Raw genomic sequence first — 26,472 nt, 5'->3', positions numbered from 1 at the left:
AGTCGAAAAGCGGAAGCGGCTCGTTTGTGCTTAACAGTAGAATGGAAATAAAGCAGCTTGATGGACTCCATCAAGCTGTTTTTTTGAAGGATTTGGATGTGTTCTTGAAGTTGGAAAAATCAGTTACCTATTTTCGGAATTTCATAAGGCCAAAACTCATCTTAAAATGTAGCAAAAGGTCCGTATAAAGAAAATCAAGCCATACAAGAAGGTGATGAAGATTGTCACAGCAAATTCCAAATTGGTTAAAAAAACGGGCATTTCTCACCCCGACTAGACCAGCTATCATATTTGAAAATGAAACACTAACTTTTCATGATACATACATAAAAGCAGTGAAAATGACACATAAATTAACCTCGATCTCGATTAAGCAGGGGGATTATGTAGGCGTATTGCTAAAAAATCACCCAGATACTGTCATTATTTTTCACGCATTGCAAATGCTCGGAGCAACAGCTGTTATCCTTAACAACAGACTCACTGTTGAGGAATTAGCTTGGCAGCTTGAGGATTCCCGCTGCACAAGCTTAATTAGTGAAGAGGGATTCACAAATGCTCTTGAAATGCTTCAAGCCAAGCAACCGTCCTATACAATTTGGACGAAGCAGCAGCTACATGAATTAGAAGCATCCCAAAATAACGATTCCACCACAATTCGCGAAGAATACAATCTAGACGAGGTATGCTCAATCATGTACACCTCTGGCACGACTGGTTTTCCGAAGGGTGTTATGCAAACATATGGCAATCATTGGTGGAGTGCGATTGGGTCGGTTTTAAATTTAGGTTTAACTGAAAAGGATGTATGGCTCTGTAATGTTCCTCTTTTTCACATTAGTGGCTATTCAATCCTAATTCGTAGCGTTATATATGGGATGCCGATTGTGCTTCATGACGGTTTTAACGAAAGCAAGGTAATAGAGGACATTAGGACTCATCGGGTCACGATTATGTCCGTTGTTGCGGCGGTACTCACTAGAATTATTAAGGAACTTGGTAATGTGAAGCTTTCGGATCAATTTCGCTGCATGCTTCTAGGTGGTGGTCCTGCGTCGCTATCACTGTTGAATAGTTGTGCGAGCATCGGTATTCCCGTTTTCCAAACATATGGTATGACGGAAACGGCTTCGCAAATTGTAACGCTTTCACCAGAAGACAGTATGCGTAAGCTTGGTTCAGCAGGAAAGCCGTTGTTTCCGGCACAAATCAAAATACTCAACAGAGACGGACAGGACCAACCGCCTCATACTGAAGGGGAAATTGTGGTCAAAGGGCCAAATGTTACGAAGGGCTATTTGTATCGTGAGAGGGAAAATACGGAAAAAATTCAAGCTGGCTGGCTTCATACCGGCGATATCGGATATTTAGATGAAGAGGGATTTCTATATGTGCTTGACCGGCGCGCGGATTTAATTATTTCCGGTGGTGAAAATATATACCCCGCTGAAATTGAAGGGGTGTTGCTTTCCAATGAGAAGGTTGCAGAAGCGGGCGTAGTTGGTATTGATGATGAACGATGGGGCCAAGTTCCGGTTGCCTTTGTTGTCATTGAGCCTGGAAAAGCAATAGAGGAAGCTGAACTGCTGGAATTTTGTCAGCAAAGACTGGCTAAATATAAAGTGCCCAAGAAAATCTATTTTACAGATTCATTGCCGCGTAACGCTTCAAATAAGTTATTGAGACGAAATCTCCGCGATGAGCTAGAACGAGGAGGGGAGAGTAAGCATAATGAACATTCATAGCATATCGCTGTACGTCATCTCCAAATCACTCAAATTCCCCTTTGCGACGCATTTGGAGACGGTGGTTAACCGTGAATCGATTATCGTTGAGCTGACTGACAGTGACGGTTTGCAGGGCTATGGTGAAGTGGTTGCCTTTTCCTCCCCTTGGTACACCGAGGAAACGGTAAAGACCGCTTACCATATGCTGAAGGACTTTTTCATTCCTCTTTTAAAAAATAACCCAGTACAGCATCCTGAACAGGTGACGCCGCTTCTAAACAAATACAGACGAAACGAAATGGCTAAAGCTGGGTTAGAGACGGCATATTGGGATTTATATGCTAAAAGAAAACAAGTGTCGTTGTCCTCGTTGTTAGGGGGCACAAAAACAGAAATCCCTTCGGGAGTGGTCGTTGCGACGAGTTCGCTTGCGGAAGCGTATCGCCAAATTGAAGGATATTTAGAGGATGGCTACAAAAGGATAAAGATAAAAATTAGCCCCGGCTCTGATGTCGAAATGATAGAGCCAATCAGGAAACGCTATCCGAGCTTAGCAATCATGGCAGATGCCAATTCTGCTTATACGCTCGAGGATGTATCGCGTTTACAAGCGCTAGATTCGTTTGGTCTGCTGATGATTGAACAGCCGTTAGCACATGATGATATTATTCAGCACGCCAAGCTCCAGCAACAAATCAAGACGCCGATATGCTTGGATGAAAGCATTGTTACGTATGAGGATGCGCGAAATGCGATTGAACTTGGGAGCTGCAAGGTACTCAACTTAAAGATTGGCCGGGTAGGTGGTTTGCGAACTGCTAAAGCAATCCATGACTTGGCGGTGGACAAGGGAATTCAAGTTTGGGTTGGTGGTATGGTGGAATATGGAGTTTCTAGGGCACATAATATTGCTTTAGCTTCACTGCCGGGCTTTACAATTCCAGGAGATATTTCTGCTTCAAGTCGTTATTGGGAAGAGGATATAACGCTGCCAGAGGTTGTTGTTGAAAATGGTCACATCAAAGTGCCAACAGGTGCTGGTATTGGTTTTACAATAAATGAAAAAAGCCTTACGGAGTCGACTCTTTATAGGGAAACAATCTTTTTTTAACAAGGACCAGGCATTAAACCTGGTCCTATTTAAGTCAAGCTTCGGTGGCTTTACGCATGGGGAAAGGCGAGCCACCTTTGCTCTACGTTTGTACCAAAAGCACAGAGGATCAACGTTTATTATATCGAAAGTTCGTCATTCGGAATAAACGTTTTACAATTGGTGCCTGAGCTATTGGCAGCCATTTCACTGCCCTCGTTCACAACATAAATCTGCTCAGCAGCGCATCTATTTCCTTCTTTCCAGAATTGACAGTTGCTTACATCGCATAATACGTCTTGAGCCATCCAATATCACTCCTTGTCTTAAGGGTACAACACTATAATTTGAAAAAACGCTCAGTCCTATCCATGTAAAAATGAGGCCAACTTACCAAAAAATTTAACACAGTAAAGCGATGGGGGACTGTCCCCCATCGCTTTACTGTAGTGCAGTTTTGAGTGTTTTGATGTTTTGTTCCATGATGGTGATGTAGTTGTCTTTGTTGTCGATGTTTTCTTGTGTTAAGGTTGATAGGTTGTGCAAGGTAAGCGGCTTTGCGCCTACTTCCTTTTCAACAACATCCGCTAATTTAGAGGAAACGTTTTGTTCAAACAGCATGTACTTGATATTATGTTCTTTCGCTTTTTCAATAATTTCTTCGAGCTTTTTCTGTGATGGTTCATTTGTAGTTGATAATCCAGAAATGCTGATTTGTTCGATGCCATATCGTTTTTCCCAGTATCCATAAGCAGAATGGGATACGAGAATTTCTTTACGTTTTGCAGATGAAACTGTATCAGCCATTTTTTGATCGATTTTATCTAATTCGTCAGCAAGCTCTTGATAATTTTTCTCGAAAGTATCCTTTTGGTCTGGCATTTTCTCCACTAAATGATCCTTAATCGTTTTGGCTAGTTCTTTTGAATAAATTGGATCAATCCAAACATGTGGATCAACTGAATGACTATGACCATTTTCTTTCTCATCCTCATGAGCATCCTCTTCCTCACGTGCTTCCTCATCATTGTGCTCTTCGGACTCTTCAAGCTCAAGGCTCTCGGCTGTTGCAACCATTTCAACATCCTCATTTTTTAATGTATCCTTGGCTTTCTCAACAAATCCCTCTAAGCCTAAACCAATGAAAAAGAATAAATCTGCATCAACGAGCTTCATCATGTCCTTTTGTGTTGGTTCAAATGTATGTTCATCAGCACCTGGCGGATAAATGGTATTAACGTCTACGTATTCTCCGCCAATTTGCTCAGTGAAAAATTGCAATGGATAGACAGTTGTGAAAACGGTAAGCTTGTCAGAAGCACCGTTGGAAGCCTCTTCCTGTTTTTTTCCGCATCCAACTAAAAATAAACTAATGGATAATAAAACTGACATCATTACTAATAAAGATTTTTTCAATTGTAAATCATCCTTCCCCAGACAAGGAGACCATTATTCATAAAGAATTTGGTTAGCTTGCCAATAGCTCTTTAAATTGCTAGATTACTATGAATTATCTGTTGTAATTCGTAACCGTTACGATTTGTCTTTTTGTATCTTACAAAATTTATGCAAAAATTGCAACATTAAAATTTGTCCTATTGTTAAAAAGTGAGTATTCTATTATTATGGACAAAATACGACAAATATTAGGGGAGAAATAAAGGAATGAAATTACTAGATGAAATTTTAAACTATAATGAGGAATTTGTTACAGAAAAGAAGTATGAAGCGTACATTACAACAAAATTCCCTAATAAGCATATGGTGATTTTGACATGTATGGACACAAGACTTCTGGAATTACTTCCAAAAGCATTAAACCTAGGTAATGGTGATGTAAAAATTGTTAAAGACGCAGGCGCGCTCCTAACACACCCATTTGGAAGCGTAATGCGTAGTATTTTAGTGGCAATATATGAATTGCAAGCTGAGGAAGTTTTAGTAATTGGTCACTATGATTGCGGGATGGCAGGCTTAAAAGCTGACCCAATCATCGAGAAAATGAAGGCCCGCGGCGTTAAAGAGGAAACGATTAATACTTTGTCCTATTCTGGAATAGATGTTAAAAATTGGCTAAAAGGCTTTGATAATGTTCGCGATAGTGTTACTCATAGCGTGAATGTAATTCGAAACCATCCGCTTCTACCAAAAGAAGTTTCAGTTCATGGTCTTGTCATTGATCCAACAACTGGTAAGCTTGATTTGATTGAAAACGGTTATGAGGTTTCTGAAACAGAATAATAACAATTAATGATGGTGTTTTTTATGCTTTGAGGGCCATTCCTCAGGTACAAAATCCAGGCCGCCCGGGTGCAACGGGTGGCATTTTAATATCCGCTTAATCGTTAACCATCCTCCACGAATTGCGCCAAACCGTTTTATAGCCTCTAAACCATAATGTGAGCATGTCGGGTAAAAGCGACAAGTAGGTGGTTTGATGGGTGATATGACTATTTGGTAAAAACGAATTATTTTCATAAAAATTTTCGCAAACATTTTGGGCATCCTTTCAAATAACATTAATTTAAATAAACGGTAGCATAATTTTCCTGATTCGTCTAAAATTGTGATTGCGGGATGCAATCAATCAAATATGAAGGAGTGTTAACATGCCATCAGTAGAAAGCTTTGATTTAGACCATAATGCTGTTGTTGCGCCATACGTAAGACACTGCGGTGTTCATAAAGTGGGTAGCGACGGTGTTGTAAATAAATTTGATATTCGTTTTTGTCAGCCGAACAAACAAGCAATGAAGCCAGATGCGATTCATACATTGGAGCACTTACTTGCTTTTAATATCCGAAAGCACTCAGAGAAATATGATCATTTCGATATTATCGATATTTCACCAATGGGTTGTCAAACTGGGTATTACTTAGTTGTAAGTGGAGAACCAACTGTTGAGGAAATTATCGACCTGCTTGAGGATACGATGAAGGAAGCGGTAGAAATTACTGAAATTCCTGCAGCTAACGAAAAACAATGCGGTCAGGCTAAGCTTCATGATTTAGAAGGAGCAAAGAAATTAATGCGTTTCTGGCTCGATCACGATAAAAACAATTTAAAAGAAATATTCGCATAAAAAAGCAGAAGCGCCTAGGTGCTGAAACAAAAAGAGGGACTGCCGTTATAGGTCAGTCCCTGCTTTTTTGGAATCATCGTTATTTTCATCTATTTGTGGAAGTTCATCAATTGTATGTTTATAGTTATATGCTTTCCCCGTCGTTAACACTGCTAATAATAATACAACAACTACAATAATAACCGAAATAATCATTACTACTGTCAAAATTATTCCCCCCTTACTCTTCATTATTTTATCATAAAATTATCACTTTTGAGATAGTTTATATATTTAAAAAGTCATGAGTTATTTCACATACCACCGGGCATAATAGTCTCGGGAGGTTGATAACATGTCAACAGACGTAATTCAGGCGGTGAATAAGCAAATTGCCAATTGGACTGTACTTTACGTGAAGCTCCATAATTATCATTGGTATGTAAAGGGACAGAACTTCTTTACGCTACATGAAAAGTTTGAGGAATTTTATGATGAAGCAGCAGGTTATATTGATGAATTAGCAGAGAGAATTTTAGCCGTTGGTGGGAGTCCGATTGGTTCGATTAAACAATGCTTGGAACTCGCATCAATTCAAGAGTCAGAGGGTGGAGAAGATGCATCGACGATGGTGAAAAACATTCACACCGACTTTGGCACAATAATGAATGAAAACAAGCAAGTTATCGAGCTAGCTGAGAAAGCGGATGATCAAGGAACCGCAGATGTTTTCCTTGATATGCAAACTAATCTCCGCAAAACAATGTGGATGCTTCAAGCCTTTTTAGGTTAGCAAAGAAAGTCCAGAATAAAATAAAGAAGCTGGCAGCTACTGCCAGCTTTATGTATTGGTTAATGAATATTTCGCGAAACGATTGTTTGTGGACGGTGTTGGCCGTATTCCTGTTGCGCAAATTTTTCACGCAGACTTTCAATCAAATAAACGCCAATCACGTTATGTAGCTCTTGGGTTGATAATTCCTGAATAAGGTGTAACAGGTCATCACGACTCATTTCCTCTAAAATAGCAAAGGCAAGCATATCAATATCTTCATCGTCTCCAGAAAGCTTGTCACGGTATAATTCAAACAGTTCATCCACTAATTTCATTTCTACACCTCCATTTCTTTTATGGTAGTAATCATTTTATGTTGGCCTTACTTATTAAATCCCACTTAAGGTAGGATTTATTCGTCCCTGAATATTTTATATTTTCAGTTTACCCCAAAACTACACCGAAGTGTTAGTTAAGTAACTTAAAAATATGAAAGATTATCCTTTTTATAGAAAAATCAGTACTTTAGAACGAATAAATAAAGCGTTTCTGTGGGAAACGATAAAGAGCAGAGTAAAAGGGGATGACAAGATGGATCAAACAAAAAAGCCCTACTATATCACCATTTCTACTGGACAAATTATGAAAACGGCGACGGATTCGCCGTGGGACTTTAAAATTGAAGCCAATGATGATGAAATTACAAAGCTGCGAGAGTACTTTGACCAAAACTATTCAACTGATTGGCAAAGTTTTGCTAGGGCTCATGTACCTTATGTGCAATATCATTACGATCGTGAAAACGATGCCTATGACGACACACTGCAGCAGATTTATAAAATGATATATGAGCTTGGTGACGATGTAGCGAAACAGCATATCCGTTCAATTGGCATACTACCTGATTTGCAGTAAAGTAATCAAATTTCCCCGTAGCGCTGACCTATTGTAAAATAGGAGGAGATAGACAAGAGCGGGGGGACCGGATGTGGAACAATTTTTAGATGAGCATGGCTGTACGGTACAGCTGGCCTTCAAGCAACACTCTTTCGAACAAAGTAGCGGACATGTCATTGTGATTTGCTCTTATAGTGATAAATGGTTACTAACTTCCCATAAGGAGCGGGGCTGGGAATTTCCCGGTGGTAAAATTGAAAAAGGGGAGACACCCGAGCAAGCTGCGGTACGTGAGGTATTTGAGGAAACTGGCGGGGTGCTAGAAAACTTTTTCCCACTCGGTGAATACCAAGTAAGCAACGGAAATAGCAAATTTGTAAAAACTATTTTTTATGGAAAAATAAAGAAATTGGTCAAAAAAGATGATTACTTAGAGACCAATGGGCCTGTGTTTGAAATGGGAAATATACTTGAAGAACGGTTTCAAGCAAAATATAGCTTTATTATGAAGGATGATGTGATTAAAAAAAGTCTCGAGTATCTAGAGACTTTGAAATCCGAAATGCATTCTTCTCGTTAAGGCAATATGAAAAGAGGCAGGGACATAAGTATTTCAGCTAAACATAAAACCGAACTATCATGTGAAATTCTAACTTAGAATTTCCTAATAGTTCGATTTTTTAATTCTTTTTCTATAGAGCTACCCTGAAATAAATGTGGATTGGATCACACATTAAGTGCAGTTTTTTTGCTTGAGGGTTTGTTAACCCGAATGTTGATTTCCTTGTGTTTGAAAATAAGCGGAAGAATTACGCTTATTTTGGAAAAGACCCATATTTCCCTTATAATAACGGGAGTTTTTCCGCTTATTTCATAAAAATCAATTGATTTTGTCGTTTGGGGAGTCGTTAAGCGGAAAATCTACCCTTATTTCAGCTCATTTAGCCCCCCTTACATACAATAAGGGGAAATTCTACTCTTATTTAGATTCTCATACCTACATGAAAATCAACACTGAACTTTAATATATTCCTCCATAAAAATCATTCGGTTTTAATAGCGAACGATTTAGTTCCGTCCTAGTTTCTTTCAGTTATTTAAAAGCATAGAATTAATTCTCACCATCTTTAATAATTTTCTTCTCAAGTAGAGCGACGAGTTGATACATAATGGTGGCAAATACAGCAATGACGAGTAAGGACAGGAGGACAAGCGTAAAATTAAACACTTGAAAACCGTAAATTATCATGTAGCCGAGTCCTCTTGAGGAAACAAGAAATTCTCCGACGATAACCCCGACCCACGATAGCCCAACATTTACCTTTAAGGTTGAAATAATCGTTGGAAAGGAAGCAGGGAGGATGGCTTCCTTAAAGCTTTGAAATCTAGATGCCCCTAACGTATGCAGTACTTTCAAATAGTTTGGATCGACTTCCTTGAAGGAGGTATAAACCACTATTGTCGTAATTATAACTGAGATAATCGTTCCCATGGCAATAATCGAACCGAGTCCGGGTCCAAGGGCGACGATTAAAATCGGACCAAGAGCTACCTTTGGCATCGCGTTGAGTATAACTAAGTACGGATCAAGTATTCTTGAAAGAATCGGTGACCACCATAGGAGAGAGGCAAGTAAAGTGCCGAGCAAAGTTCCGAGAATAAAGCCAAGTACGGTTTCAGTTAAGGTAACACCTAAATGAGTCAGCAACGAACCATCGACGATTTTTTCAATAAATAAACGATAGACCTTCGTTGGTGAACTGAAGATTAGTGGATCAATCCAGTTTTGGCGACTGGCGATTTCCCATAATGCAAAAAAAGCTAGGAAAATTAATGACTGGAATAAACGAACCCATTGCTTTTCACGCTTCAAGGTATGGAGATAGCTTTCATGGAGGAGATGAATATCAGGCTTTTGTTGATTCAAGGGACTCCAACTCCTTCCATATAGTTTGAAACAGCTCAGAGAAGGATGGATGATTTCTTACTTGGAAGGGGTCGAGATTTCGGAATTCTTCTGGAACGAAGAAGGCCTTATGGACTCTTCCTGGTCGGGCGGAAAATAAATAAATACAATCGCTCATCGCGATGGCTTCACCAATATCATGGGTAACGAGGATTGCTGTTTTATTAAAGCTGGTTAACGCCAGTGATACGAGGTTTTCAAGTTTCAGTTTTGTCTGATAATCTAGGGCTGAAAATGGCTCATCAAGCATTAATAGCTTTGGTTCAGTTGCCAAAGTTCTAACTAAAGCGACGCGCTGCCTCATTCCACCAGAAAGCTGCTTCGGTAGTTGATTTTCTAAACCGATTAGGCCCATTTGTTCAAGGAGATCAAAGGCATAAAGCTTGGTTTCTATATTTAGGCGCTTGGTCAGCTTTAAGCCAAGTAAAATATTTTCTTCAATTGTCTTCCAAGGAAATAAATAGTCTTGTTGGAGCATATAGCCTATTTGGCTTCCATCCGTTTTAATTGGTTTATCCTCAATCGTGACCACTCCGCTTGTAGGCTTAATTAATCCTGCGATGATGGATAGCAATGTTGTTTTCCCACAACCGCTTGGGCCAAGGAAGGAGACAAAATCTCCCTCCTTAACTTCTAGCGATACATCGGAGAGGGCGTTTGTGCTTGAGGTTTTTGTGAAATAGGTGTGATGAATATTTTTAATTTTTAAAAATGACATATTCAAGCCCTCCAGAAGATAAGGTTATTCCTTCGTGACACTTTCGGCAATTTCCGTGTTAACCAATGTATCATGATCGACTTCTTTTGGTAGTTCACCAGCTTCATCCATAATGTTTTGCAGGTTATTCCATTCCTTTTCATCCAAAATCGGGTCGGTTGCAAATGAGCCTTGCTTTTGATAACGTTCCACGGCCGTTTCCAGGATATCGAGGTCAATGTCCGGGAAGAACGTTTGGATTGATTGAGCAATTTCCTCGGCAGAGTGAGTGTCAACCCACTGCTGTGCCTTATAAATAGCACGGGTGAATTTTTCAACCGTTTCCTTGTTCTCTGATATATAACTTTCCTTGGCCATGAAGGTCGTATAAGGCACGTGACCGGATTCTTCACCAAATGAAGCAACAATATAACCCTTGCCTTCTTTTTCAAAAAGGCTTGCAGTAGGTTCAAACAATTGCACGAAATCGCCTGTACCGGAGGCGAAAGCATTAGCTATATTTGCGAAGTCGACATTTTGAATTAAGTTCAGGTCATTGAATGGGTCAATACCAAACTTTTTAAGGACAAATTCACCGACCATTTGCGGCATACCGCCTTTGCGCTGACCTAAAAATGTCGTGCCAATCAGCATATCCCATGTAAAGTTTTCGATGTTTGCTCTGGCAACAAGGAAGGTACCGTCTGTCTGGGTGAGTTGCGCAAAATTTATGACCGGGTCGTTTGAGCCTTGCGCATAGACGTAAATACTCGTTTCTGAGCCAACTAGAGCAATATCGGCTCCGTCAGACAATAGGGTTGTCATCGTTTTATCGCCACCGGCAGTTGTCGTTAATTCAACCTTAAGCCCTTCTTCTTCAAAGAAGCCCTCGGTAATTGCTACATATTGCGGAGCGTAGAATAAGGAGCGGGTAACTTCGGCGACTCTAACCTTCACCAGCTCATCGCCCTTGTTTTGATTGGTGCAGGCTATGACTGGTATCATAAGAATAGCAATGAGAAAGATAGCGAAACCTATTTTAAATTTGCTTTTCATCACGTGACCCTCCTAAGCTTGTAAAATTTGACTATGGTAAGGACATTATTGATTTTGCACCTTGTTAATTAGAGCGGAAGGCACGAAGACTTCTACGGGAGTACGTGGCAGGGGAGACCCCATAGGCGAAAAGCGCCAAGGAGGCTTACCGCTACCGCCCGTGGAAAGCGAAGTGCCTGGAGCGGAAATTAACATTCCTGTTTTGTGAGTGCAAAATCTAAATGGTGAATAACTTTAGGATAGTTTATGAAAAATAAAAAAATGTGTGTTTGCCTATATTGTTTTGGTTTTGTATCATGAAGCGCGTGAGTGGGTCGTAGTTTTGGCGGACACAATGGACCTTATTTAAGAGAAATTCGCCAATTATTTGATTTAATCGGACACAGGATGCGTTATTTCCATAAAAAGCAATGAATCATGCCTATTTTTAACCGATTAAGGGCTCTGGTGTCCGTTCGGTAAATAAAATCAATCCATATTGTTAAAATAGCGGCCCTGATGTCCGCAAAAATCTATTAGAGGGCACGGCACTGATTGATGTCCGCAAAAATGATCTATAAGGGGGCAGAGAATGAAACATGAAGGAAGACCGTAAAATAGTCTCAAGATGGAGATATCCATCTCCAAATCCACAAGTATCACTAACGCTAATTACATACATATCTCAAGGCTTAACCGTAAAAGGTTTACTAGCGGAGCCTAATGGAAGGGAAGCTTTAGACGGCTTTTTATATTTACGAGGGGGAATCAAAAACGTCGGGAAAGTTAGACCAGCGCGCATTGCCCAATTTGCTGCTGAAGGCTTTATCGTATTTGCACCGTTTTATCGCGGAAATCAGGGCGGTGAAGGCAACGAGGATTTTGGTGGAGAGGATCGCAATGATGCGTTTGCTGGTTTTTCACTGCTCCAGAGCCATCCGCGCGTCAAGCAAGTCCATATTTTTGGTTTTTCACGCGGGGGTATTATGGCCTTGCAAAGTGCTATTCAATTTCCGAGTGCTGCATCCCTTGTGACTTGGGGTGGGGTGAGTGATATGGAACTAACCTACCGGGAACGGGAGGATTTGCGAAAGATGCTAAAGCGGGTGATTGGCGGGACACCAGATAAATATCCTGAGCGTTATCGCGATAGAACGCCATTGTATGAACTCCAGCACATTGAAGCACCAGTATTAATCATTCATGGCTGGAACGATTCAAATGTCTCAGTCGAGCATGCGAAGCGATTAGAACGTGGATTAAACGCTCTAAATAAGAAGGTGGAAGCGTGGTATTTCAAAGAGTTTACCCATTACTTTCCGCCAGCAGTAAACCGGCAGGTCGTAAAAGATTTGTGTAATTGGATGAAAGCGCAGCGTTAATCATGATAAAATAAGGTAATAAGATGCAAAGGAGAGATTGTATGGGAATGCCGCTAGAATTAAATACTTTGATTGTGACAAAGGGACGAGAGCATCGATTAGATGAAAACAATTTCTCATTAGTAAAAGAAGGCTATAGACTCTATCCAATTGATATTCCAGTAGAAGTGAAAAAGACATTGGATAGTGAGATAAACGGTACAGCCTTAATTAAAAAGGTTGAATGGGAAAATAGCCAAACAAAGATAACGTATGAACTTGTCGCATTACATACGACAAACTAAAAGTGGAAGCAGCATGTGTCTTTTGGCACATAGATGCTTTCGCAACAATAAATAAAGGCTGCTTAGGTTTATCCTAAGCAGCCTTTCGTATTAATTCCCCTTTAGTTCCGTTCATTTCCCCATAAAAATTGCATTCCATCCCCATGGGCATGCAATAAGCATAGCTTAGCGTGCAACCGGTGCACCTTTTACGCTGATTTCTTGAGAAACAGTTCCGAACTTCTTGAAGTTCTCATGGAACTTACCTGCTAATTCAGTCGCTTTTGCAACATAAGCAGCTTTGTCAGCCCAAGTTTTGCTTGGTTGAAGAACTTCATCAGGTACACCTGGTACATGAGAAGGAATATCTAAACCAAAGATTTCATCTTTTTCAGTTTCGATGTGGTTTAATTCACCGTTAAGTGCAGCTTGAACCATAGCACGAGTATAAGAAAGCTTCATACGTGAACCAACTCCGTACTCTCCGCCAGTCCAACCAGTATTCACTAGGAATACATTTGCATTGTGCTCATCGATTTTTTCTCCTAACATTTCCGCATAACGAGTAGCTGGAAGTGGAAGGAATGGTGAACCAAAGCATGTTGAGAATGTTGCTTCAGGGCTAGTAACGCCTCTTTCAGTACCAGCAAGCTTAGAAGTATAACCACTTAAGAAATGGTACATAGCTTGTTCTTTAGTAAGCTTAGAGATTGGAGGTAATACCCCAAACGCATCAGCAGTTAAGAAAATAATTGTGTTAGGATGACCGGCAACACTTGGATCCACGATATTAGAAATTGCTTGTAATGGATAAGCTGCACGAGTATTTTCAGTTAAAGATGTATCACAGTAATCTGCAATGCGGCTTTCTTCGTCAAGGATGACGTTTTCAAGCACAGCTCCGAAACGGATTGCATCGAAAATTTGTGGTTCTTTTTCACGAGTTAAGTCAGCGCATTTTGCATAGCAGCCGCCTTCGATGTTGAATACACCGTTTGCTGACCAGCCATGTTCATCGTCACCGATTAATTTACGGTTTGGATCTGCTGATAAAGTTGTTTTACCAGTACCAGATAAACCGAAGAATAATGCTACATCACCTTCAGCACCAACGTTTGAAGAGCAGTGCATTGGCATAATTTCAGCTTCAGGAAGCATGTAGTTCATTACGGAGAAGATAGACTTTTTGATTTCTCCGGCATACTCAGTTCCACCGATTAGCACAGTTCTGCGCTCGAATGAAATGATGATGAAAGTTTCTGATTTAGTGCCATCAACAGCTGGATCAGCTTTGAAGTTTGGTGCACAAATAACAGAGAATGGATTTTCATGATCTGCAAGCTCGCCTTCTTGAGGACGAATGAATAATTGATGTGAGAAAAGATTGTGCCAAGCATATTCATTGATAACTTGGATTGGTAAACGATGTTTTTTGTCAGCGCCAGCATAGCCGCGGAATACAAATACGTCGTCTTGTTGTTGTAAAAATTTGATTACCTTATTGTAAAGATTTGAAAATGCTTCTTCAGAGATCGGTTGGTTTACTGGACCCCAATCGATTTTTTCTTTTGATGATGCTTCTTCAACGATATACTTGTCTTTAGGAGAACGACCGGTATATTTTCCAGTTGTAGCGCGAACAGCTCCAGTTGAGGAAATAATTCCTTCTTTGCGCTCTAATACTTTTTCTACTAATTGTGGTACAGAAAGTTGATTGCGGATGTTTCCGCCTTTTAACAATTCATTAAGTTCATTGGAAATACTTACAGAGTTCATCTGATAAATACCATCCTTTATCAAATATTTTTGAGTGTATAAATAGTATAACACAATTGAATGATTAATCTATACTATTATGAATATTTTTATTAATTAAAATTAAAGTTACAACGTTTAAGGATATAATTATGGTAGAAAAATAAGTTAAATTGTCAATAAGGATAACCTAAATAGGAAGTAGTGGTTTTAATTGAAAATACAGTAAATTGCAGGAGTTCATTGATTTATCGGTTATTGGTTAATAATTGGTGAACAATTCTAAAACATTATTGACATCATTTAAGACGTTCGGTATGATTCTACCTTGAACGGATACTCTCTTATCCCGAGCTGGTGGAGGGACAGGCCCTATGAAACCCAGCAACCTGCTAAGAAAAAAATCGGCTAAAAAAATTTAGCTTTATGATTTTTTTCTAGAAAAGGTGCTAACCTGACGCAAGGTTCAACCTTGAACGATAAGAGTGAAAGGCGCAAATTGATTCTCAAACCTTTCCTCAATTAGTAGGGAAGGTTTTTTTATTTGTACCTTTTGAAAAAAGCGAGTGTCGTTTTTATACCTATTCAGGATAAAAACCCCATGTTTATTTCATACTACTTAGGGAATGAGTACCGTATCAACACTGAGGTTAATAATAGGACACGATACATAATTCTAGACTAACCTCGCTTTATTTCTATATATAAGGAGGAAATCAGATGTCAACAAAACGTCGTTTGTTTACTTCTGAATCGGTAACAGAAGGTCATCCAGATAAGATTTGCGACCAAATTTCTGATGCGATTTTAGACGCTATTTTAGCAAAGGATGCCAATGCACGTGTTGCAGCAGAGACTTCAGTTACGACTGGATTAGTACTTGTTGCAGGGGAGATTACAACTTCTACTTATGTAGACATTCCTAAACTTGTACGTCAAACCATTAAAAACATTGGGTATACTCGGGCAAAGTATGGATTTGATTCGGAAACTTGTGCCGTGTTAACTTCTATTGATGAACAGTCACCGGATATTGCAATGGGTGTTGATCAGGCTCTTGAAGCAAGAGAAGGTCAGATGACTGATGATGAAATTGAAGCAATCGGTGCTGGTGACCAAGGCTTGATGTTCGGGTTTGCATGTAATGAAACGAAAGAACTTATGCCTCTACCAATCTCATTAGCACATAAACTCGCACGTCGTCTAACTGAGGTTCGCAAGGAGGATGTTCTTCCATATCTTCGTCCAGACGGAAAAACACAGGTGACTGTTGAATATGATGAAAATGACAAACCAGTACGCATTGATACGATTGTTATTTCCACTCAACATCATCCTGAAATTACGTTGGAGCAAATTCAACGCAATATTAGAGAACATGTTATTAATCCAGTGGTTCCTAAGGAACTTATTGATGAAAATACAAAATATTTCATTAACCCAACTGGCCGTTTTGTTATTGGCGGTCCACAGGGTGATGCAGGCTTAACAGGTCGTAAGATTATTGTTGATACCTACGGTGGCTACGCTCGTCACGGCGGTGGTGCATTCTCTGGTAAGGATCCGACTAAAGTTGACCGTTCTGCTGCTTATGCTGCTCGTTATGTAGCGAAAAACCTTGTCGCTGCTGGACTTGCAGAAAAAGTTGAGGTTCAGCTAGCATATGCAATCGGGGTAGCGCAGCCGGTATCAATCGCGGTTGATACATTCGGTACGGGGAAAGTGGATGAGGACTTATTAGTAGAACTTGTTCGCAAAAACTTTGACCTCCGTCCAGCAGGAATTATCAAAATGCTTGATTTACGTCGTCCTATCTACAAGCAAACGGCTGCATACGGTCACTTCGGCCGTACAGACATCGAGCTTCCATGGGAACGCACTGATAAAGCAGAAACATTAAAAGAGCAAGCTAATCAATAATAAAACCAAAAAAGGATGTCCACTAATTAGTATTTGCTAATTACTGGATATCCTTTTTGATTTTTCAATTTAAGAAATAAAGATTGATGCCAAAAAAATTGAAACCGTGGAAAAATGGGAATCAAAGAGCAACATTGATGCCCAAAAATCTGAAACCACGAAAAAATGGGAATCAAAGAGCAACATTGATGCCCAAAAATTTGAAACCACAAAAAAATGGGAATCAAAGCGCAACATTGAAGCCCAAAAATCTGTGGCCGCGAAAAAATGGGAATCAAAGCGCCTAATTGATGCCTAAAAATCTAAAGCTATGAAAAAATGGGAATCAAAGCGCAACATTGATGCCCAAAAATCTGTGGCCGCGAAAAAATGGGAATCAAAGCGCCTAATTGATGCCTAAAAATCTGAAGCCACAAAAAAATGGGAATCAAAGCGCCTGATTGATGCCCAAAAATTTGAAACCACAAAAAAATGGGAATCAAAGCGCAAGATTGATGCCCAAAAATCTGAAACAACGAAAAAATGGGAATCAAAGCGTGTGATTGATGCCCAAAAATCTGAAACCGCGAAAAAATGGGAATCAAAGAGCAAGATTGATGCCCGAAAATCTGAAACCACGAAAAAATGGGAATCAAAGCGCCTAATTGATGCCCAAAAATCTAAAGCCACGAAAAAATGGGAATCAAAGCGCCTAATTGATGCCCAAAAATTTGAAACCGCGAAAAAATGGGAATCAAAGCGCAAGATTGATGCCCATCCCTGAAAAGAAGTTAATAAAATCGTCAAATAGAGGCCTAATCATTTCCCGTTTTTGAGATGAACGTATAGTCCTGTTTTTTATTTGGTTCGAATATGGTAAGATAAAACGTATGAATTTGGCAATAAGTGATTCATAACTATAATAATGAGTTCCCAACTAGGGATGCGATTAGAACGGAGAAGGTGAACGTACATAATGTGTGGTTTTATTGGTTGTGTACACGAAAAAACACAAGAATATCGGGATGACCAAAAGCAGCTATTTCAAAACATGAATAACATCATCACGCATCGTGGCCCCGATGATGACGGCTATTTCTATGACGAACATATTCAATTCGGTTTCCGCCGCTTAAGCATTATTGATATCGAATGCGGTCATCAGCCGCTTACTTATGAAAATGAACGTTACTGGATTATCTTTAACGGAGAAGTATATAACTATGTTGAGCTTCGCGAAGAGCTGATTAAAGCAGGGCTTGAGTTTGCTACACATTCAGATACAGAAGTTATCATTGCTCTTTATAGTCATTTAAAAGAAAAAGCAGTTGAACGTCTTCGCGGTATGTTTGCGTTTGTCATTTGGGACAAGCAGGAGCAAACGCTTTATGGCGCAAGAGACCCATTTGGAATTAAGCCTTTCTTCTATCACGAAACAAAAGAACAAACTTATTTTGCTTCGGAAAAGAAAAGCATATTATTAGCGCTTGAAAAAGAAACATTAAACCATGAAAGCATTCAGCAATACTTAACATATCAATTTGTTCCAGAACCATATACGATGACTGAAGGTATTTATAAACTCGAGCCTGGTCATTATTTTACAAAAAAAATTGGCGAACCTATGAAAATTTCGCGTTATTGGCGTGCGGCTTTCAAACCAGTTCATAAATCTGAAGCAGATTTTGTTAAAGAAATCCGCGATGTGATGTATGATTCGGTTAAAATCCATATGCGCAGTGACGTGCCAGTAGGTTCTTTCCTATCAGGTGGGATTGATTCCTCCATTATTGCTTCGATTGCAAAAGAGTTCCATCCAGGAATTAAAACTTTCTCGGTGGGATTTGAGCATAACGGTTTTAGTGAAATCGATGTTGCAAAGGAAACGGCTGAAAAGCTTGGTGTTGAGAACATCAGCTATATTATTACACCTGAAGAGTATATTAATGAGCTTCCGAAAATTATGTGGCATACAGATGATCCGCTTGCGGACCCAGCTTGCGTTCCGCTTTATTTCGTTGCCCGAGAAGCGCGCAAGCATGTAACGGTTGTTCTATCTGGTGAAGGTGCGGATGAACTTTTCGGTGGCTATAATATTTATCGTGAACCTCAGGACTTGGAAGTGTTTAATAAAATCCCGGCTATTGGTAAATCGCTACTTAAAGGAATTGCGCACATCATGCCTGAAGGAATGAAGGGTAAAAGCTTTATCGAGCGTGGTATTACGCCGATGGAGGAACGCTATATCGGTAATGCGAAGATGTTCACTGAAGAGGAAAAACGTCAAATTCTTCATGTATTTAATGATTCAGTTGATTACCGCGATATCACGAAGCCGCTTTATCAGGAAAGTAGAGGCTATGATCCGGTTGATCAAATGCAATTTATCGATATCCATACTTGGATGCGCGGCGATATATTATTAAAGGCTGATAAAATGACGATGGCACATTCGTTGGAGCTACGGGTGCCATTCCTTGATAAGGCAGTGTTTGATGTCGCTTCGAAAATTCCAACTAGCCTAAAGACAGCGAACGGGACAACGAAATATATTTTACGTAAGGCGGTTGAAGGGGTTGTACCGGATCACGTTTTAACACGTAAGAAGCTTGGCTTCCCTGTTCCGATTCGTCATTGGTTAAAAGCTGAAATGAACGATTGGGCTAAAAAGACGATTAAAGAAAGTAACACCGATCATATCATCAATAAATCGTATGTATTAAACCTATTAGAAGATCATTGTCAAGGAAAGGCCGACAACAGCCGGAAAATTTGGACGGTACTGATGTTTATGGTTTGGCATGATGTCTATATTGAAAAAAAGTACAATTTTGAGCAAGACTTATTAAAGCAAACGGCATTACAAAGATAAACAAATACGAAGAGGCTGACTTTTGCGGATTGGAAAATTCTCCGCGAGTCAGCCTCTTTTCTTTAAATAACTTGGTATAGACAATTAACTAAAGCTATAATAAGAAGTAAAATCAATATGGGAATAACTCGATTTAGTGTAGGGGAACCTATATACACTACTATTATTTCTGGTGATTATCCTGAACGGATTTGTAATACTGGGCTTTTTCAGCATATTCTCGGGAGATTCTTTCCTTGTCGGCGATATCGTCATCGTTTAGTTCGCGAATGACTTTAGCGGGTCTTCCGAAAGCAAGTGTATTTGGCGGGATTTTTTTTCCTTGTGGTACGAGACTACCAGCGCCAATAAATGCACCTTCGCCGATTTCAGCATTATCAAGAACGATAGAGCCCATGCCGATTAGCGCTTTTTTTCGAATCACACAGCTATGCAGGATGACTTGATGTCCAACGGTTACTTCATCCTCAAGGATAAGTGGGTTATTTGGACTTTGATGAAGCACAGAGTTGTCCTGAATATTGACTTTTTTACCAATAATCGTTGGAGCGACATCGCCGCGGATCACGGTATTGTACCATACGCTAGATTCTTCGCCGATTTCAACATCGCCTGTAATGGTTACATAGTCCGCAATAAAGGCGGAATCGGCAATTTTAGGGTGAATTCCCTTAAATGGATAAATCATAAATTACTCTCCTTTTTCGACTGTTTATATTAAATTTAGCCAAATCATTGGGCAGTTTGTCAAAGGTTTTTACTTGAATATTCAAAAAAATGTCGATTGACATAGAGGGTAAAGGGTATTTTTTGTTAAAACGGAGGATATATATATGTGGAAATGGGAAGCAGAGGGAGAAGCAAAGGCAGTCATCGTGATGATTCACGGAGCTATGGAGCATCACCGTCGCTACGGGTGGCTCATTCAAATGTGGCGTTCTTCTGGATTTCATGTCATCATGGGAGACCTGCCTGGACAGGGGATGACGACCAGGTCAAGAAGAGGTCATATTGAATTGTTTGACGATTATATAATAGAGGTAAAGGATTGGATTCAAGCCGCCTATCAATTTGAGCTACCGGTATTTATACTTGGACACAGTATGGGAGGCTTGATTGCCGTGCGCTTGCTTCAGGAGGAACACTTGAAGGTTGCTGGGGTGATTCTTTCCTCGCCTTGCTTCGGACTGGTGAACTATCCTCCAAAATGGTTAAATGCTCTGGGGGTTGCCATGAACGTCATCTATCCCGAACTGAGGATGAATTCAGGTATCACAGTTGAACTCGCCACAAGAAATCAGGATGTTCGCGACGCGGATTTAAACGATACCTTATACGTCACAAAGGTGTCAGTCCGTTGGTATCGGGAGCTCGTCGAGGCGATGAAGCTCGCATATACGAATATCAAAAAATTGCCCGATGTCCCAATGCTGGTGATGCAGGGGGGCGATGATAAAATTGTTAACAAGCAAAGTGTACGTGAATGGTTTAATCAGGTGCCGCTTTCAGAAAAGCGGTTTAAGGAATGGAATCAATGCTATCATGAAATCTTTAACGAGCCTGAGCGTGAGGATGTTTTTGAATATGCGAAGGATTTTGTTAATAGTCAGTTAAAAGTGATTGGCTATTATATAAAGGAGGACATTGATGAGGTCAATGAAGATTCCAACACAGCCAATCAGCTTGATGTCTAAAGTCTACTGGAGAGTTTTTCCGATGGTTCAGCAGCAATTGAATTATTGGAAAAAACGAGCCGAGGAAATTCCGAATCCAGAGCTTCGTAAGCAAGCATTGGCCAGCATTGAATCCAAAACATTTCATTGCCAAGGTGGAGCGATTTTTTCACTGCTAGCGTCACGTAATCGCGATAAAGCCATTCGTTTTATCGTCGCATACCAAACAATTAGTGATTATTTAGATAATCTTTGTGATCGAAGTACATCGCTTGACCCGTTGGATTTTGCTGCGTTACATGAATCAATGAAGGATGCACTTATGTTAAATCCGGAGCCTAGAAACTATTATCGTTATCGAAGCGACCAAGATGATGGCGGTTATTTGGAAGAATTAGCTGCTGTGTGTCGAAGTATTTTACAGGAATTAGCTCATTATGAAAAAATCAAAAATTATTTACTGGAGCTATGTGAGTACTATTGTGATTTGCAAATTCATAAGCATGTTGAGGTCGCAGAACGAATTCCGCGCCTTAAGAATTGGTTTCAGCGCTATCAAAACTATGTTCCGAATATGGAATGGTATGAATTTTCTGCTTGTACCGGCTCAACGCTAGGAATTTTTTGTTTAATTTCCTACGGACTGCGCGATGATTTTGAATCATCTCATGCGGAAAAAATTCGCAATGGCTATTTTCCATACATTCAAGGCCTGCATATTTTGCTCGATTATTTTATTGACCAAGAAGAAGATCGCGAAGGTGGCGATTTAAATTTTTGTTTTTACTATGAAAATAATCAAAGCTTGTTTAATCGATTAAAGCATTTCTTGCTGGAAGCTGACAGGCACACTGTAAAGCTTCCGAATCAACGGTTTCATCAGTTAATTAATCGCGGCTTGCTCGGCATGTATTTATCTGATGAAAAGGTTTCAAAGCAAAAAGGGGTTCAAAAGTTGGCGAAAGAGATTATCCGAGCCGGTGGGGGAGTAAGTTATTTCTTCTACGTTAATGGCTTGATTTTTCGAAGGGTTGAAAAATGGAAACCAACAGCAATACTAAGGTCCTTTATGTGAAAAAGGCTTATGCGTGGGTGTATCCCATTAGCATAAGCCTATTTTATTGTCTAGCTCAGGCGCCTTGCGCTTTTCTTATCTTTTTTCAATGGCAATAATAAACGGAGGATTGTTCACTTGGTTAATGAATTGGTATTGCAACACGTGGGCTTGCTGTTGATCAATCCCTTTCACGTATTGAAGCAATTCATCCCGTTCTAGCGCACCTTCTTCGTGCCCTTGATATATCACAAGGACGATAATCCCTTCAGGAGCCATGATGTCAAGCAGCTGTTCAACGGCAGCAATTGTTGTAGCCGCGGTCGTCACTATCGATTTATCTCCACCAGGTAAATAGCCAAGATTAAAAATCGCCCCACGAACCTGGCCGTGATAATGTGGTGGAATAGATTGAAGAGTTTCTTCGTGACCTTTATGAAACAGCATCACTCGTTCATGGAGGTTACTCTCTTGTAATCGAGCGGTGGTAGCCTCAAGCGCTTCCTTTTGGATATCGAATCCAAACACCATTCCTGTATCACCGACGAGCTCAGCTAAAAATTTTGTGTCATGTCCGTTGCCAAGCGTTCCATCGACGGCGATGTCACCGTGACCAACTGCTTGTTCCAATAGATGACGGGCAAAGGGTAATATCCGTTCAAGCTTCATTTCGTTACTCTCCCTTAATTCTTTCCTTATCGGTAAAGAAAGTAAGTAATTCTGAATTAAGATTATTGTCTAGCGCAAGCGGCCTAGGGGCTCGGGGTCACAAGTTTGTCTAGTGAAAGTGGCTAGGAGCTGAGTACATAAGCCAAATCCCTCCAGAGATTATCATCTCTTGCGTGATTCGTCTTACGCACGTCGCTCCTGAACGAGCCACTTTCACTTTTCCTACAATCCCTTCCGGAAATCAGGATTTCCTGCAGGGCGGACCTTTCCTGTCGCCCCTGAGCAAGGCGCTTCCGCTTTTATTGATAAAATTTACCTTGCCAGCTGTTGCGGCGTAGCAATTCGGTATCAATGGCATTTAATACTTCCCACTTATTGACGCTCCACATTGGTCCAATCATTAAATCAATCGGTCCATCTCCAGTAATGCGGTGGATGATCATTTCTGGGGGTAAAATTTCTAATTGATCACATACTAATTTCACATAATCATCGAATGTTAGAAATTCAAGCATCCCTTTTTCGTATTGCTTGACCATCGGTGTTCCTTTTAGTAAATGGAGCAGGTGAATTTTAATTCCTTGCACATCTAGATTAGCTACAGCTTGTGCCGTTTCCATCATCATTTGTGGTGTTTCAAGTGGCAGACCATTAATGATGTGGCTGCAAACACGAATCCCGTGCTTTCGGAGTTTATTTACCCCTTCAACATATGTCTGGAAATCATGGGCTCGATTGATGAGTAGTGCTGTTCGTTCATGAACAGTTTGCAACCCGATTTCAACCCATAAGTACGTTCTTTTATTCAAATCAGCCAAATATTCCACAACATCGTCAGGTAAGCAATCAGGTCTTGTAGCAATTGAAAGCCCGACAACACCTTCCTGTTGTAAAACCTTTTCGAATTTTTCCTTCAATACCTCAACCGGAGCATGGGTGTTTGTAAAGGCTTGAAAATAGGCCATGTATTTGCCGTCTTTCCACTTTTCGTGCATTTTTGTTTTAATTTTTGCAAATTGAACATCGAGGTCTTCGGCACGATTGCCGGCATAATCACCTGAGCCCGCCGCGCTACAGAAGGTGCAGCCGCCATGGGCTACAGTGCCATCCCGATTAGGACAATCGAAGCCACCATCAAGGGCGATTTTAAAAACCTTATGTCCGAAGGTTTGCCGTAAATGGTAATTCCATGTATGGTAACGTTTAGCGTCCGTTGCATATGGAAAGGGGTTTGTCTGAATCATTTCAGATTCCTCCTTTATTAAACTTGCTTTGTTCGAATTGATTCAAAAAAGATTGTATCACGAAGAACGAGAGTTATCCAAGCCGTTGTTTGAATTGGAAGGAATTGAACGCTTTCTTTCGTGTTAGGATATCGATTTGTGAACAAAATAATTAAAGAAGCAATTGCTTCGTGAGGATAATAAAAGGGGGAAAGCCAATGGCTACTCGTCAATCAATGGATGAATTTATTCATAAATGTGAAGAAGTCATTAAATATGCAGAGGACCAATACAGTGTAGCAAGCAAGCAAAATCATTATCATAACGACAGCTATACTGATGCCATGCAAAGACTAGAGGGAGCTTATAATGAATTGGCTGATATGGCAAGAAGCGCCAATGGGCAGCAACGTGACGAGCTCCATCGGATGAGGCTGCAAATTCAACAGCTTCAAAATTCAATGACCTTACTCGATCATTTTGGGGAGTGAAAAAAGAATGAAAAAGCGTTCTAAACAAAATAACCCAGAACAAAAAACACGAAATGGTATAAATAATCAGGATCTAGAGCTTGGAACTGACTACGACCCCGTTAAGGAATCAAAGAAAAAATACGAAAAATCCGGTGGGCAACCCGTAAAATCAAAATTCCACCCCGAACCGAAGCAATCACGATAGGAACTGTTAACGGCCTCATCTAAATGGTGAGGCTTTTATTGTGGAATGGGCCATATCTATTTCAATCATGAGTTCAAAACGGACCAAGGAATTTGAAGAAATGACCTCATGAGCCATCCATGAGTTCAAAACATGCCGAGAAAATTGAAGAAATGACCCCATGAGCCTTTCATGAGTTCAAAACGTGCCGAGAAATTTGAAGAAATGACCTCATGAGCCTTTCATGAGTTCAAAACGTGCCGAGAAATTTGAAAAAATGACCTCATGAGCCTTTCATGAGTTCAAAACGGACCAAGAAATTTGAAGAAATGAACTCATGAGCCTTTCATGAGTTCAAAACGGACCAAGAAATTTGAAGAAATGACCTCATGAGCCTTCCATGAGTTCAAAATACAGCAATTAAAATTGATAAGTGAATTGGATGAGTGAATAGATATGAGCCCAACGAAACGACAACTCAGAAAACACTACAACAACAGTGTTAATTCGTGTTCACAAAGTAGTAACGAACTTGAAAAAAATGTGTGAAGTACGTCACAGATGGAGAACTTGAAAAATCGTTAAATAAGGTAGAACTAAAAAACAGTTCACTGTTTGAACCAAGTAAAAATAATGATGGACAAGAACATAATCATTAAATAAATGACCGACAACGTCTGTTCAGAAAGGAAGACAACGATGCGAAAACAAAAGGTTGCTTTATTAGTTATAACCTGTTTAATGCTCATTCTCCCAAACATTGCTTTTGCCAATACAAACGAACCAGTACTAAAAATGGAAGAGCTCTCGATTCAAGTGATGCCAGAGTATTCCTTCCATCCAGAAGATAAAAAGATGGATCAATCGCCGCTATTAGTAGGATTACATGGAACATTGATCAATAACAGCGACAAGCCACAAAAAGGACAAATTGAAATTCCGCTACCACTAAAAGCGAAGGATTTCAAAATTGGTTATGTAGCGGATTATAACCGTGATCAAACCAATATGTATGAAATTGAATACGAAATTGATAAAAACAAAGGCACAATTGCCTGGACAACAACTGAAGAGGTTCAACCAGGTGAGCTATATAAATTTGTAATCGAGTATTACACAAACGACATTAAGGTTAACAAAGACAATCATACGTTGAGCTACAAATTTGAAAGCTTTGCTGACATTGGAATGGTTCGCGTTTTATTCTTAGAGCCATTAAAGACGGAGAGCTTTAGCCTAACTCCAGCTGCGGAATCTCATCAAGAAAATGGTTATGGAATGAACATGTTTATGTACCAGTACCAGGGAATGAAGCCTGGTGATGTGAAGGAATACACCTTAAAGTATGATCGCACTGAAACGAAAACGACTATGGATATTATGAACGAAATGGGTAACCAGACGGCAGCTAAAGGTGTTGCGAAGGATAATGAAACACTTCCGATTGGGATTATTATCGGCGTGATTAGTGGCGTTTGCATCGTGATTGCCGCTGCGATCATCATTATCCTCAAAAAAAGAGGGAACCAAACCAAAAAAGATGCAAAAAACAAAAAGCAAAAACAAACTGTTGATGTAGGACAAGCTGACCTTGATAAAAAGAAAAAGCGTCTTAGAAGTATGCTTCTCGAAGGCAGCATTACAGAAGAAGAATATCAAGAACTGCTGCAAAAGCTGGCGAAATAGTAGCCAATACTCATTGCAAGCATTACTTGGAGCATCCCGAATCTGTCCAGTCCACTTCATAACTCAGTTAGATTTACTCTAAAACGACAG

Annotated in this window: 29 protein-coding genes and 1 riboswitch; of the genes, 17 read left to right on the top strand and 12 right to left on the bottom strand. The window is 40.0% G+C overall.

Annotated elements, in window-relative coordinates; genetic code table 11:
• Positions 1-221: 221 nt before the first annotated feature.
• Together FXW34_RS04115 and menC are read left to right on the top strand one after the other, a co-directional pair.
• The gene (locus FXW34_RS04115) at positions 222-1,745 is read left to right on the top strand and encodes an o-succinylbenzoate--CoA ligase (RefSeq protein ID WP_147532707.1); all 1,524 of its coding nucleotides are present in this window, start codon (positions 222-224) and stop codon (positions 1,743-1,745) included.
• Entirely contained in the window at positions 1,732-2,838 is a 1,107-nt protein-coding gene (menC, locus tag FXW34_RS04110) for an o-succinylbenzoate synthase (protein WP_147532706.1), read from the top strand. Before FXW34_RS04115 ends, menC begins: the two co-directional genes overlap by 14 nt.
• Before the next feature lie 119 nt (positions 2,839-2,957).
• Here the strand turns inward: menC and FXW34_RS04105 are convergent, their stop codons facing one another.
• Together FXW34_RS04105 and FXW34_RS04100 are read right to left on the bottom strand one after the other, a co-directional pair.
• A complete protein-coding gene (locus FXW34_RS04105) occupies positions 2,958-3,125 on the bottom strand; it encodes a DUF1540 domain-containing protein (protein ID WP_147532705.1) in 168 nt (55 codons plus the stop codon).
• A 133-nt stretch (positions 3,126-3,258) separates the two neighbouring features.
• Positions 3,259-4,212, bottom strand: coding sequence for a metal ABC transporter solute-binding protein, Zn/Mn family (locus FXW34_RS04100; RefSeq protein ID WP_147532735.1), 954 nt, complete (start codon positions 4,210-4,212; stop codon positions 3,259-3,261).
• Positions 4,213-4,482: 270 nt separating this feature from the next.
• Here FXW34_RS04100 and FXW34_RS04095 point away from each other — a divergent pair, with 270 nt between their 5' ends.
• Positions 4,483-5,058, top strand: coding sequence for a beta-class carbonic anhydrase (locus tag FXW34_RS04095; protein ID WP_147532704.1), 576 nt, complete (start codon positions 4,483-4,485; stop codon positions 5,056-5,058).
• A 6-nt stretch (positions 5,059-5,064) separates the two neighbouring features.
• Here the strand turns inward: FXW34_RS04095 and yidD are convergent, their stop codons facing one another.
• A complete protein-coding gene (gene yidD, locus FXW34_RS04090) occupies positions 5,065-5,313 on the bottom strand; it encodes a membrane protein insertion efficiency factor YidD (RefSeq protein ID WP_147532703.1) in 249 nt (82 codons plus the stop codon).
• Between the two features lie 113 nt (positions 5,314-5,426).
• Between yidD and FXW34_RS04085 the strand changes: the two genes are divergently transcribed.
• Complete coding sequence (locus FXW34_RS04085) at positions 5,427-5,900, top strand: S-ribosylhomocysteine lyase (protein WP_147532702.1); 474 nt, start codon at positions 5,427-5,429, stop codon at positions 5,898-5,900.
• Positions 5,901-5,945: 45 nt separating this feature from the next.
• Here the strand turns inward: FXW34_RS04085 and ytzI are convergent, their stop codons facing one another.
• Positions 5,946-6,107: a YtzI protein gene (gene ytzI / locus FXW34_RS04080; protein WP_147532701.1), complete on the bottom strand. Its 162-nt coding sequence runs from the start codon at positions 6,105-6,107 to the stop codon at positions 5,946-5,948.
• Positions 6,108-6,234: 127 nt separating this feature from the next.
• On the opposite strand from ytzI, the gene FXW34_RS04075 reads away from it, so the two are divergent.
• A complete protein-coding gene (locus tag FXW34_RS04075) occupies positions 6,235-6,672 on the top strand; it encodes a Dps family protein (RefSeq protein ID WP_147532700.1) in 438 nt (145 codons plus the stop codon).
• A 59-nt stretch (positions 6,673-6,731) separates the two neighbouring features.
• Here FXW34_RS04075 and FXW34_RS04070 read toward each other — a convergent pair whose 3' ends face one another.
• Positions 6,732-6,989: a DUF6154 family protein gene (locus FXW34_RS04070; protein WP_147532699.1), complete on the bottom strand. Its 258-nt coding sequence runs from the start codon at positions 6,987-6,989 to the stop codon at positions 6,732-6,734.
• Between the two features lie 256 nt (positions 6,990-7,245).
• Between FXW34_RS04070 and FXW34_RS04065 the strand changes: the two genes are divergently transcribed.
• Positions 7,246-7,569, top strand: coding sequence for a hydrolase (locus FXW34_RS04065; RefSeq protein WP_147532698.1), 324 nt, complete (start codon positions 7,246-7,248; stop codon positions 7,567-7,569).
• A gap of 73 nt (positions 7,570-7,642) precedes the next feature.
• Positions 7,643-8,131, top strand: coding sequence for an RNA deprotection pyrophosphohydrolase (gene ytkD, locus FXW34_RS04060; RefSeq protein ID WP_147532697.1), 489 nt, complete (start codon positions 7,643-7,645; stop codon positions 8,129-8,131).
• A 531-nt stretch (positions 8,132-8,662) separates the two neighbouring features.
• Here ytkD and FXW34_RS04055 read toward each other — a convergent pair.
• Genes FXW34_RS04055 through FXW34_RS04045 form a run of 3 tightly spaced genes read right to left on the bottom strand, consistent with a single transcriptional unit; the run spans position 8,663 to position 11,270 of the window.
• Positions 8,663-9,478, bottom strand: a complete 816-nt coding sequence (locus FXW34_RS04055; protein ID WP_147532696.1) for an ABC transporter permease — start codon at positions 9,476-9,478, stop codon at positions 8,663-8,665.
• The gene (locus tag FXW34_RS04050; RefSeq protein ID WP_147532695.1) at positions 9,459-10,235 is read right to left on the bottom strand and encodes an ABC transporter ATP-binding protein; all 777 of its coding nucleotides are present in this window, start codon (positions 10,233-10,235) and stop codon (positions 9,459-9,461) included. The genes FXW34_RS04055 and FXW34_RS04050 overlap by 20 nt, the downstream gene beginning before the upstream one ends.
• 24 nt (positions 10,236-10,259) lie before the next feature.
• A complete protein-coding gene (locus FXW34_RS04045; RefSeq protein ID WP_147532694.1) occupies positions 10,260-11,270 on the bottom strand; it encodes an ABC transporter substrate-binding protein in 1,011 nt (336 codons plus the stop codon).
• Positions 11,271-11,848: 578 nt separating this feature from the next.
• Between FXW34_RS04045 and FXW34_RS04040 the strand changes: the two genes are divergently transcribed.
• A complete protein-coding gene (locus FXW34_RS04040) occupies positions 11,849-12,631 on the top strand; it encodes an alpha/beta hydrolase family protein (RefSeq protein ID WP_147532693.1) in 783 nt (260 codons plus the stop codon).
• Between the two features lie 41 nt (positions 12,632-12,672).
• Entirely contained in the window at positions 12,673-12,915 is a 243-nt protein-coding gene (locus FXW34_RS04035; protein WP_147532692.1) for a DUF2584 domain-containing protein, read from the top strand.
• A gap of 165 nt (positions 12,916-13,080) precedes the next feature.
• Here the strand turns inward: FXW34_RS04035 and pckA are convergent, their stop codons facing one another.
• Positions 13,081-14,670: a phosphoenolpyruvate carboxykinase (ATP) gene (pckA, locus tag FXW34_RS04030; RefSeq protein WP_147532691.1), complete on the bottom strand. Its 1,590-nt coding sequence runs from the start codon at positions 14,668-14,670 to the stop codon at positions 13,081-13,083.
• 320 nt (positions 14,671-14,990) lie between these two features.
• Positions 14,991-15,135: riboswitch (SAM riboswitch) on the top strand.
• Between the two features lie 234 nt (positions 15,136-15,369).
• Between pckA and metK the strand changes: the two genes are divergently transcribed.
• The 3 genes from metK (at position 15,370) to asnB (ending at position 19,420) form a co-directional block, all read left to right on the top strand.
• A complete protein-coding gene (gene metK, locus FXW34_RS04025) occupies positions 15,370-16,569 on the top strand; it encodes a methionine adenosyltransferase (RefSeq protein WP_147532690.1) in 1,200 nt (399 codons plus the stop codon).
• 538 nt (positions 16,570-17,107) lie between these two features.
• Positions 17,108-17,332: a hypothetical protein gene (locus tag FXW34_RS04020; RefSeq protein ID WP_147532689.1), complete on the top strand. Its 225-nt coding sequence runs from the start codon at positions 17,108-17,110 to the stop codon at positions 17,330-17,332.
• Between the two features lie 192 nt (positions 17,333-17,524).
• Positions 17,525-19,420 (top strand): asparagine synthase (glutamine-hydrolyzing), encoded by a 1,896-nt coding sequence (gene asnB / locus FXW34_RS04015; RefSeq protein ID WP_147532688.1) that lies wholly within the window; start codon positions 17,525-17,527, stop codon positions 19,418-19,420.
• A gap of 163 nt (positions 19,421-19,583) precedes the next feature.
• On the opposite strand, the gene FXW34_RS04010 is transcribed toward asnB, so the two are convergent.
• Complete coding sequence (locus tag FXW34_RS04010; protein WP_147532687.1) at positions 19,584-20,108, bottom strand: gamma carbonic anhydrase; 525 nt, start codon at positions 20,106-20,108, stop codon at positions 19,584-19,586.
• A 145-nt stretch (positions 20,109-20,253) separates the two neighbouring features.
• Here FXW34_RS04010 and FXW34_RS04005 point away from each other — a divergent pair, with 145 nt between their 5' ends.
• Entirely contained in the window at positions 20,254-21,114 is an 861-nt protein-coding gene (locus tag FXW34_RS04005; protein ID WP_147532686.1) for an alpha/beta hydrolase, read from the top strand.
• On the top strand, positions 21,077-22,168 hold the full coding sequence (locus FXW34_RS04000; RefSeq protein ID WP_147532734.1) for a tetraprenyl-beta-curcumene synthase family protein: 1,092 nt from the start codon (positions 21,077-21,079) through the stop codon (positions 22,166-22,168). Before FXW34_RS04005 ends, FXW34_RS04000 begins: the two co-directional genes overlap by 38 nt.
• A gap of 75 nt (positions 22,169-22,243) precedes the next feature.
• Here the strand turns inward: FXW34_RS04000 and mnmM are convergent, their stop codons facing one another.
• Positions 22,244-22,816: a tRNA 5-(aminomethyl)-2-thiouridylate-methyltransferase MnmM gene (mnmM, locus tag FXW34_RS03995; RefSeq protein WP_147532685.1), complete on the bottom strand. Its 573-nt coding sequence runs from the start codon at positions 22,814-22,816 to the stop codon at positions 22,244-22,246.
• 299 nt (positions 22,817-23,115) lie between these two features.
• Positions 23,116-24,060 carry a tRNA modification radical SAM protein MnmL/YtqA gene (gene mnmL / locus FXW34_RS03990; RefSeq protein ID WP_147532684.1) on the bottom strand — a complete coding sequence of 315 codons (945 nt, stop codon included), beginning with the start codon at positions 24,058-24,060 and terminating at the stop codon, positions 23,116-23,118.
• Between the two features lie 197 nt (positions 24,061-24,257).
• Between mnmL and FXW34_RS03985 the strand changes: the two genes are divergently transcribed.
• From FXW34_RS03985 to FXW34_RS03975, 3 genes are all read left to right on the top strand, one after another.
• Positions 24,258-24,530 (top strand): YtzC family protein, encoded by a 273-nt coding sequence (locus FXW34_RS03985; RefSeq protein WP_147532683.1) that lies wholly within the window; start codon positions 24,258-24,260, stop codon positions 24,528-24,530.
• 7 nt (positions 24,531-24,537) lie between these two features.
• Positions 24,538-24,717, top strand: a complete 180-nt coding sequence (locus FXW34_RS03980; protein ID WP_147532682.1) for a glycogen biosynthesis protein GlgD — start codon at positions 24,538-24,540, stop codon at positions 24,715-24,717.
• 678 nt (positions 24,718-25,395) lie between these two features.
• A complete protein-coding gene (locus tag FXW34_RS03975; RefSeq protein WP_147532681.1) occupies positions 25,396-26,382 on the top strand; it encodes a hypothetical protein in 987 nt (328 codons plus the stop codon).
• Positions 26,383-26,472 lie beyond the last annotated feature (90 nt).

This window comes from Bacillus marasmi (assembly GCF_902168435.1).
Lineage (GTDB): Bacteria > Bacillota > Bacilli > Bacillales > Cytobacillaceae > Bacillus_BU > Bacillus_BU marasmi.
Note: the sequence above shows the minus strand (reverse complement) of the source record. Positions and strands in the feature narration are given on the sequence as shown.